At 60.2% G+C, this 8,822-nt stretch carries 5 protein-coding genes; all 5 read left to right on the top strand.

The genetic code is table 11. From position 1 onward, the window contains the following. Positions 1 to 2,016: DUF6259 domain-containing protein (locus tag PLJ71_05740; protein ID HQM48169.1), on the top strand; the 2,016-nt coding region annotated here is incomplete at its 5' end. After that, a complete protein-coding gene (locus PLJ71_05735) occupies positions 2,013 to 4,358 on the top strand; it encodes a hypothetical protein (protein ID HQM48168.1) in 2,346 nt (781 codons plus the stop codon). The genes PLJ71_05740 and PLJ71_05735, both read left to right, overlap by 4 nt. A gap of 65 nt (positions 4,359 to 4,423) precedes the next feature. Beyond that, entirely contained in the window at positions 4,424 to 6,364 is a 1,941-nt protein-coding gene (locus PLJ71_05730; protein HQM48167.1) for a hypothetical protein, read from the top strand. A gap of 326 nt (positions 6,365 to 6,690) precedes the next feature. Beyond that, positions 6,691 to 8,202 carry a sodium/solute symporter gene (locus PLJ71_05725; GenBank protein HQM48166.1) on the top strand — a complete coding sequence of 504 codons (1,512 nt, stop codon included), beginning with the start codon at positions 6,691 to 6,693 and terminating at the stop codon, positions 8,200 to 8,202. A gap of 51 nt (positions 8,203 to 8,253) precedes the next feature. Then, positions 8,254 to 8,822: dihydrodipicolinate synthase family protein (locus tag PLJ71_05720; GenBank protein HQM48165.1), on the top strand; the 569-nt coding region annotated here is incomplete at its 3' end.

Here is an 8,822-nt window from a genome sequence, read left to right as displayed (position 1 = left end):
GTGCAGAGGCTCGAGAATGACGCGGTGCTCTTGGAGGTAGGCCGTGATCACGGCGCTTTCTTGAGATTCCTGGATAAAACCGGCGGGCTTGAACTCGTGCCTCCGCCAGAACTTGCGGGTAATTACCGGCTCTTGGTGCCGACAGCCGCAGACCCGCGAAATGTCGTGCTTGGGCATAAGCAGAGACTCAGCGGCATGTCGCGGGACGGGCAGACCTTGACCCTGGAATGGAAACGCCCCCTGGTGGATGAAGCCGGGAACCCCCACAACATCGACGTCGCGATGCGCCTGTCGCTGAAGGCCGCCGGATTAGAGGCCGCCTGCTTTCTTCAGAACGACTCCAGCGAGCTCGTCGAAGAGGTGTGGTATCCCGTGCTCGGCGGGATTCTCGGCATGGATGGCAGAGGTGGCACGGCGAAAGTCGCGCTGATGCCGCCCCCGCACGATTCCAAAGCTTTTGTGAGGCCGTTTGGCGAGTACGCCGTAGGTTATCCGGGCAACAACATGTCATTCGTGGATCTCGCGGCAGCCACGCACAGCCGGGGCCTGTATTTCGGCGCGCATGACACCGTTGCGCGCTACAAGCTGTTCCGGTTTCTCGAAGTGGGCAACGGGACGGATTCGGAAGTCTTCGCGGGGCTCTGCCACCTCCCTTTAACGCAACCGGGCCAGCGGTTCGAGGGCGCGCCGGTGGTGCTGATGTTTCACGACGGGGACTGGGCGGCCGCCGGCAGGCAGTTCTATCGCCCTTGGTTCATCGACACCTTCGGTCTGAAAACGAAAGACGATGATTGGATTCGCCGCCAAGGGTTCTACCAGATGATCATGATCATGTTGCCCGAAGGCAACGTGAACTACCGGTTTGACGAGATCCCGCAACTGGCCCGCGACGGTCTGAAGTACGGCGTGACGTCGCTCCAAATCGCGGGATGGCAGCGTGGCGGCCACGACAACGGCTATCCCTACTATGAGCCGGACCCGCGTCTTGGAACCTGGGAAGACCTCGAACACGCAATCGCTGAATGCCATGACATGGGCGTGAGCGTGTACTTCTTCGCGAATATCACGGTCGTAAACCTCGATACCGAGTGGTACAAGACCGAATTAAAGGACTGCGGCTGGGAGAGTTCCAACGGGGCAGACTACTGGATCGCCGGATGGGGTATGGGAACCCTGGCTTCGCGAATGGGCCACACCACGCCCCTGATGGGATTCTACGATACCTCGTTTCCCGCCATGCACGACGGGCATCTCGCATATTTCAAGAAGTTGGCGGAGATCGGCGCCGATGGGCTGCATCTCGACAAGACGTTTCCCGGCAACATGAACTTCAACCCTCGCGCGCCCATGCCGCCGGATACCACGCTGAACGAAGGAGCTGTCAGGCTGGCAAGAGACATTCACGACCAATGCAAGGCTATTCGGCCGGAGTTCTGCATCTCGTTTGAGTGTAACCTTGACCGGTTTCTGTCTTTTGGGGCCGCGACTTGGTGGGCCGGCAACATGACGGCAGCGAAACGGGTTTTCCCGGAACTGGCCGAGACCGTCGGACTGTATCAGCCCTATGATTACTTCACACTGAATGAGGCTGTGCGGAACGGCCATGTGATTATGATTTCGCCCCATCATTTCAACCGTTCGATGGCGTATCCGACGTGGCAGGGCCTCTCCGAGTACATCGCCGAGGTGAAGAAGATCCGGGATGAACTGGCCGGCATCGTTTTTTACGGCGAGCAGATTCTGGCAGAGGAAGGGATTCTGTTCGAGAAGGGGCTGCCATCCGGTGTGGCCGCGCAGAATTACAGGAGCATCCCGGCCGGTCATCGGGGGTGCATCATCACGAATAGCGGCTCTCAGCCGGCGGATGTGTTTATGCGGGAATTCGCCGGGGATGCCGGGAAAGCCTGCACACTCTATGCCCCGGGCCGTGCTCCTCAGATTCTGACATTGCCGGCGGCGATAACAATAGCCCCGGAACGATTGGTGATGATTGCCCAATCGGGAGATGCGAAATGAGCAGGAAATGGGCACTCATTGCCAGTTTCACATTACTCATCGGATGCGCGACTGCCTCGAAGATGCCCGGCCCCGTTCAGCCAATCCCCATGGAGGATTTCGAGTCCGGCAACCTCGATAAATGGACCGCCGACGCCAACTGGCGGATAGATGACAATTCCGCGGGCGGATGGTACAGCGGATGGCAGGGCAACGCTTTTGCCTGGAGCGGGCAGGGCGGCGAAAACACGACGGGCACGCTGCGTTCTCGCAAGTTTATGCTGGAGCGGGACGGGGTCGAAATCTGGCTCGCCGGATGGGCAGACATTCAGGGCCGCACAGCGGACCGGTGGAACTACGTTACCTTGAATCTCGCCGACGGAACCGAGCTTGACCGCGCATATGCGCCCAACACAACCACGTTCACACGGAAATTCCTGCGGGGGAAGGGCAACAAGGGGAAAGAGGTCTACATCGAGGTCGTGGACAATGCCCCGGAAGGCACGTATTCGATGATCTGTCTCGATAGTATCTCCCAGCGCAACGGGCCTGAACCGCTTCCGTCTCCTGAATTCCCGCGAGCCCGCAGCATACGTATCGAGAATGACTCTTACCGCGTTGAAGTCTCGCGGCGAAATGGGGTGATCACGCGCATCCTGGACAAAGAGGCCGGCATCGATTTCATTCGGGAACCGCGATTGGCGGGAAACTTCAAGTTCACCCTTCCCATTCGCGGAAAGGCCGCGTGGCAAGCTACGGAAGCGAATTACGTACTGGGCGAGCAACAAACGCTGAGCTCAGCCAAACGGCAGGACGATGGGCTTGAGCTGATTTGGCGCGGCCCCCTGACAAGCGTCCTGCGCCGTGAGTACGATGCGGATGTAACGATGCGAATATCGCTTGTAGAGGACCGCATCGCGTTTGCGCTTGCAGTCGACAACCGTACGGATCTCGAGATAGGAGAGCTTTTTTATCCCATGTTAGGAGGAACGCTCGGCCTCGTTCCCAATTCTCCCGAATACTTCGTGGAGCCCAAGCAAACCGTCATGGTCGTACCCGGTCGAGGCGGCCCTCTGTCCGCGTTTCCTTTCCAGAACTTCGCCAATCAGTCCTGGCTGGGCATTATGGGGCCCGAGCAACATTATGGTTACCCGGCCCAGCTTTGCATGGCGTGGCTCGATTTCTACCACAAGGATATCGACCGCGGCCTTTACATGGGTGCGGCCGACCCCATTACCCGATACAAGGTCATCCATATCGAGATGTTTCCGGGTACCAGCGGACCCCGGGCAGGCGGCAACTGGCCCACGCCCGCTGAACTTGGCGATTTGCCCGCCGGTTTGCGCGTCAGCTTTGTGCACATGCCGTATAGCCCGCCGCACACCAGGTTCGAAGCGGCGCCGGTCGTCGTCAAGGCCCACACGGGCGACTGGCGGGCCGCGGCGCGCCTCCATGGGCTGCTTGCCCCCATCGAGACGCCGTCCGGACAGCCCGCGATGCTGCTGGAATGCGATGGCCGCGACTGGTCCCGCCTGCCCGAACTGGCTAAGCATGCCGTAGACGCGGGTCTCGACGGTATCCTGTTGAGAAACTGGAGGCCCGTTTCGGCGCACGCAGGAGAACCCCTTGTCCTCTTACCCGGGGACCCTGCACAACACGAAGCGTTACGGGCGGTGCTCGAGCAGTGCCGCAAACTTGGGGCCCGGACGATCCTTTCCATAGGACTCGAGCCGGCGTCGCCGTTGTGGCCGTCCTATGAGCGACTCCGGGATTACGCCAGCGTGGACCGATGGGGCGTCCTTGAGACGGTTCCCGGTTGGAATCCGCCCACCACGCACGTGCAGAGCCTCGCTGGCTTCGAACGCCGCGTGGTGCTGAACCCCGGCGTGCCCGAATACCGGCGTATCCTCGAGGAACAGACAGCGGCTTTAGCGTCAATCGGCGCCGATGGCATACACGTTGCTCGGTTCTTTGGCAGAGCGCTCGATTTCAACCCCAACACGCAAACCACGCCGGACCGGGCGGCGTGGGAGGGCGGCCTCAAGACCTTGGAAGCCATGCGAGACGAGGCAAGAAGACATAATCCCGGTTTTATCGTGTTGACCGACGATTCGTTTGATTCCCTAGGCGCCTGTGTCGATGCATGCGGGGGCGGACCAATTGAGAATAGTCCCGCCGAGGCGGCATACCCGAACTGGCGGAAACTGATTCGGGTTGCCGGCCCTGCCGCGGCGGAAGCGCTGGGGGAAACGGATTTGACACGCGCGACGGTCGTACTCGCGCCGGCATCCGGTTCCGGAGCCCTCGCGAGTGCCGATTGGCAAGCGCTTATCCAAAGTCTCCGGGCTCGTATGAACAAGTGACTGACGGAAGTGCTGATGCGCACGGCGCTGTTTCATGCCATGGGTAATAGAGAAGGAGTTGTGCGTTGGAAAATGCAGCTTTAGCGATAGGGATTGCGGCGATTGTGTTTCTTGCGCCGTTTTCTGCCATGGCGGCGCTTTCCGTGGCTCCAATCAGCGGCGCGGGCGGCAACTATGCCGAAATCCGAGATGGAGAACGGGTGGTCTTTCAGGGGCTTGGCACTGTCCCGGCGATGAGGGCCGTTCTGGCAACTGCCGGGGGTTCCGCCGAGCGCGTGGTCCAATACCAGGATGTGCGGCAAGAGGCAGGGAAGGTGGAACTCTCGGGCGGCGGGGCAGATGCGCTGGCGTTTCAAGAGTCGTTTCGCGTGCTTGCGCCCGACCTCATTGAGCGGGCCGTAACCGTAACGGCTCAGGCCGATGCCCGTTATTACCTGGATTTCGGCTGGCACGCGGCCGTGGACGGCGATTTCTATTCGTTTACGGGCAAGGAAACCGCATCGGCCCAGTACAGTCCGGGGTGTTCTGGCCCCGAGTTCGGCGGAGGGGCCCTACAGACCTTCACGTTCCTCGGATGTCTGGCGGGGGAGCGGCTTTACGGGATTATTGGCGATACTCCGGGCCATTGGGAGAACCGCGCGTTCATGGGGTTTGATGCGGACAACCGCGTCCTCTCCCTGTGCAATGGCGACGGAAGCCCGCGCCGCGTAGTCTCCATTCCGCGCGAGGTGGACGCGACGTCGGTATATCGCGCGTCCTTTGACGGCTGGCAACACATCGAGGCAGGGGAAACGCAGTGCTGGACGACTTGGCTCTTCGCTTCACCGGCCCATTCGCTTTATGACGTGCAGCTCGCGGCCCATCTCGCCCTGGCGAATGCAAAAGGGTTCAACCAGTCCGGTCTGGAAGCTATTCTTCGCAATACGTCTTACCTGCTTCTCAGGCGGAATCTGTTGCGCCCGGAAAGCGATTATCTGTTCATTTCGGGCGTGGGCTACGGCTGGAAACAGTGGGTTTCCGACGGGTTTTACATGAGCAGAGGTCTGGACGATCCCGTCTACGATGCTGCTGCGCATGCCGCGATCTTCTACGAGCGCATTCATTACGAGGATAACGCCCAGTACTATCTGCTCTGGGCCGCTTTGGTGAAGCGCGCGGGCGGAGACCTGGACATGCGCACGGTCGGGCGCGCTTACCGGTTCATCCGCGAACATGAAGTGGACGGGCTGTTCGTTCCTCCGCGCCTCAAACCGGAATTGGCGTCGTTCAAGACCTATCACGATTTGCTGCCATACGACGATGATGACGCTCCCTCGTCAAACCAGGGTTTCCACTGTGGCGCACTGATGGCAGCGCGCGAACTGGGGTTTCCCGTCTCGGACGAGGATATCGAGAAGGCCAAGGCAGGATACTGCCGCATGTTCAACGCGGAAGGCGGCTATATGGCGACCAGCCTCAAACAGCAGGAACATATCGGCCAGGACGCCCTGTACGGTGAAGTCCTCACGTATGCGGTGTTCGGCGAGAAGTTGTTGCCGGACGACTATGTGAAAACCCACATCGAAACTACCGTGCGCGTGCAATCCCCTTACGGCATGCGCGTTATTTCGAAGGCCAACGGCGACCTGCTGGAGGGTCACAGCGGCGTGTACGTCTTCGGCGGCTCCTGGTTTCTCAACGATGCCTGTGTGTACCTCGATGGCCTCATCCACGGCATGGACCCAGGCTGGATTGATGAAAAACTGTTGTGGCGGCTCGAAAAGGAATTGGCGGTCATGCCGGCGTTTCACGAATCCATCAGCACGGTGGACGGTCACCCTCATGGGCACCACCTGTATTCCTGGAACTCGGGGTTCTGGTGGCTTCGCCGCGAGGTCCGGCAGCGGCTGGGCATGGAAGGTTCCGACCCTCTTGCGGCTGCGCTGGACCAGAAACTGGGCGTCAAACGCCAGGATGGCTATCTGTCCTTGGCGCCCGAAACAGCCACCCTGCGCCAGCCAGGGTGAGGATGTTGAGCATAGCTTCTTTTGGAGGTGCATTCCGGAAACAGCAAGCGAGGCAGGTTTTTGAAATGGACGGGTTTCCCGATGGCGTCACGCGGATGCGCCGTGATTCCGAGAACGAGTTAGAGTAGAATAGGCAGGACAGCGCGAGGGGGCGCCATCCTTCGTTTGCGGCTTGACATTTACGGGGATGGTCACGGGGGGATGGGGAGACGTGGGGGACGCGGCAGACGCCGCGCCATGACGGTTCGCGATTTCAAACGCAGGAATTGCCTTGAACAGCACTGATTCTCACGACAGGCCGGCACGTTAGAGGAGACCATACACGCATGCAGGGGTTCACATGGATCGACACCGCGGTGCTCCTGGCCTATCTGGTTGGAATCGCGACGCTGGGGAGCGTGCTCGGACGGGGCCAGAAGGATGTCGGCGATTACTTTCTCGGTGGCCGCACGTTTCACTGGCTGCCTATTGCTCTTTCGGTCATTGCGACCGACCTCAGTGCGATCACGTACATGGGAAGCCCGGCGCTGGCGTTCGAGAAAGATCTCCGGTACATGCTGGTCGTTTTCACCACTCCGATCGCGGTCCTGGTTACCGTGCCCATCATTGTGACGGTCTTCTACCGCATGCAGATCTTCACGATCTACGAGTATCTGGAGCGCCGCTATGGCATTTTCTTGCGCGTTCTGGCCAGCGTGCTGTTCCTGGCCATGCGCGGCGGATGGCTGGCCACGGCCATTTTCGTGCCCTCCTTGGCGCTTTCCGTGGTGGCAAACGCCAACATGACCGTATGCATCTTCGGGATGGGACTGTTTGCGACCTTCTACGCCGCAGTGGGCGGGTTCAAGGGCGTGATCTGGTGTGACGTGGTCCAGTTCTTTATTCTGGTCGGCGGCGTGATTATCGCGGGCGCCGTTATCCTTATTGACTTCCACGGCGATGTCGCGGGCATTTGGGCCATCGCCGCGGAACAGGGCCGTACGCGGACCTTCGACTTCGATTATCGTCTTGTGGCCGAATACACGTTCTGGAGCGTAATGGCCGGCGGCCTCGTGTCATACATGTCCGCGGCGGGGGCCGACCAGGTTACCGTGCAACGGTACCTTAGCGCCCGCTCGATGAGCGTGGCGCTGAAGAGCGCCGTGGCGCAATCGCTCATCGTTATCCCCGTCGTGGTCCCCATGTTTCTTGTCGGGACGTTTCTGGTCGCCTATTACGCAAAGCATCCGGACATGATGCAGTCGCTGCTCGCCTTGGACCCGGGGAACCCGACCAAGGCCATGGACCGCGTGCTGCCCCACTTCGTGGTAAACGGCCTGCCTGCCGGTATCGGCGGACTCGTGATTGCGGGCATCATGGCGGCAACCATGTCGAGTCTCGACGCCGGAATGAACTCTCTGGCAACGGTTGCCGTGATGGACTACTACAAGCGCTTTTTCCATCGCGATTGGAAGAGTGACCGCCACTATCTGTGGGTGAGCCGCGGCGCGACGGTCTTCTTCGGCGTCTCCGCCACGATAGCGGCGCTCTACGTCGATCAGTTGGGCACCATTATCGAGATCATTGGAAAGATCAGCAGCCTCATTGTCGGCCCTCTGGTGGCCATGTTTTTTCTCGGGGTACTGACCAAACGGGCCAATGAGGTCGGTGTGTTCCTCGGAACTTTGCTCGGCCTGGGTTTCACGGCATGGGTGGCCAATCGCACGCACGTGTTCTGGTCGTGGTATGGCCCTGCCGGGCTCTTGTCCAGCGCCGTTTCGGGTTACGTGTTCAGTCTGGTCTGGAACGCCGTTTCAGGCCGGGCGATGTTCGAGCCGGAGAGCCTTTTTGAGAAATAGTCCGCGCAGCGTTGTGGGGATGCTCGGCCGGAAGGGCGGGGGAGAGGCCTGATGAATCGCGATCGTGCAGCTATTCGTGCTTCGTTGACGGGGCCTATCGCGTCCATTTCAACGCCATTTACCAGGGATGGCGCCATTGATTTCTCCGCGTTGCGTGTCATTGTTGATTTCTCGATTGATGCGGGAAGCCCAGCGATGCTGCTCACGTACGGCGATAGTCTGTACAGTCTGCTGACGGACGAGGAAGTGGCCGAGGTTACCCGCGTCGTCGCCAGGCACACCGCCGGGAGGGCTCTCGTGGTAGCGGCAGACCGCATGTGGGCCGTGCCCAAAGAAATCGAGTTTGCACGGTATGCCCGCGACGCTGGCGCAGACGTGGTGATGGTGTTGCCGCCGGACTGGGCCCAATCCTGTACCCTCGAGACCCTTATCGAGCACTACACGGCCGTGGCACGGGAAATCCCTGTGATGGCCGTCACGAATTATCTTGGCCAGCGCCCCATCGAATTTGGAATCGAACTCATGTTGAGACTGGCCGCAATCCCCGGTATGGTGGCCGTAAAAGACGACGTTTGCGGCGAGTTTGCACAGCGCCTCGGCCAGGAGCTCTACGGCAAGCT

The organism is Candidatus Hydrogenedentota bacterium, assembly GCA_035416745.1.
Classification (GTDB): domain Bacteria; phylum Hydrogenedentota; class Hydrogenedentia; order Hydrogenedentales; family SLHB01; genus UBA2224.
This window is presented reverse-complemented; position numbering and strand designations above follow the sequence as displayed.

What these genes read in the sequence shown, in the direction of transcription:
- PLJ71_05735 (HQM48168.1), top strand. Translation starts at nt 2,013, where the DNA reads ATGAGCAGGAAATGGGCACTCATTGCCAGTTTCACATTACTCATCGGA.
- PLJ71_05725 (HQM48166.1), top strand. Translation starts at nt 6,691, where the DNA reads ATGCAGGGGTTCACATGGATCGACACCGCGGTGCTCCTGGCCTATCTG.